Origin of the sequence: Bartonella sp. AP36NXGY (genome assembly GCF_042195865.1) — a bacterium.
In the GTDB taxonomy this organism is placed as follows: domain Bacteria; phylum Pseudomonadota; class Alphaproteobacteria; order Rhizobiales; family Rhizobiaceae; genus Bartonella.
The window spans coordinates 1-609 of record NZ_JBHIPD010000148.1; the positions used below are offsets into that span (position 1 = coordinate 1).

Genomic DNA, 609 nt, shown 5'->3' on the forward strand with positions numbered 1-609 from the left:
GATGATTCAGCTGTTGTTCATTACGATAAAAAAGAGGGTGAGAATGGCGGCATTGATTACACGAGTGTGACTTTAGGTAAAGGTAAGGATGCAGGACCAGTTGCACTTCATAATGTAAAAGATGGTGCCATTGGTGAGAGTTCACATGATGCGATTAATGGTAGTCAGATCAACACGATTTCTCAGAATGTAGCTAAATTCCTTGGTGGCGATGCAAAATTTGTTGAGGGTACGTTTACAGGACCAACCTACAAGTTATCCAAGGTTGATACAGCTGGTAATATAACAAATGGCTCTTTTGATAATGTTGGTAGTGCATTTACTGGTCTTGATGAGAATATCAAGAATGTGAATGCGCGGATTAAAGAGGTTTCTGAAGGAGTAGCGCAGGATTCTTTGAATTGGAGTAATGAAGCCAATGCCTTTGTCGCGCGTCATGAGAAGAAGCAAGAAGAACAAGGCAGGGCTGTAAGGACACAAGAAAACAGTAGAATTACGTTTCTAGCAAATGGTGAGATTAGCGCTAAATCAACAGATGCTGTCGCTGGTAATCAACTTTATTCAATGAATCAGACATTTGCTGAGTATTTTGGTGGAGGAGCTGGTTAT

The 609-nt window shown here is 40.7% G+C and carries 1 pseudogene; it reads left to right on the forward strand.

What is annotated here, in order from left to right:
- Window positions 1-609, forward strand: a pseudogene (locus tag ACFINX_RS10375) (hypothetical protein); the annotation flags it as partial.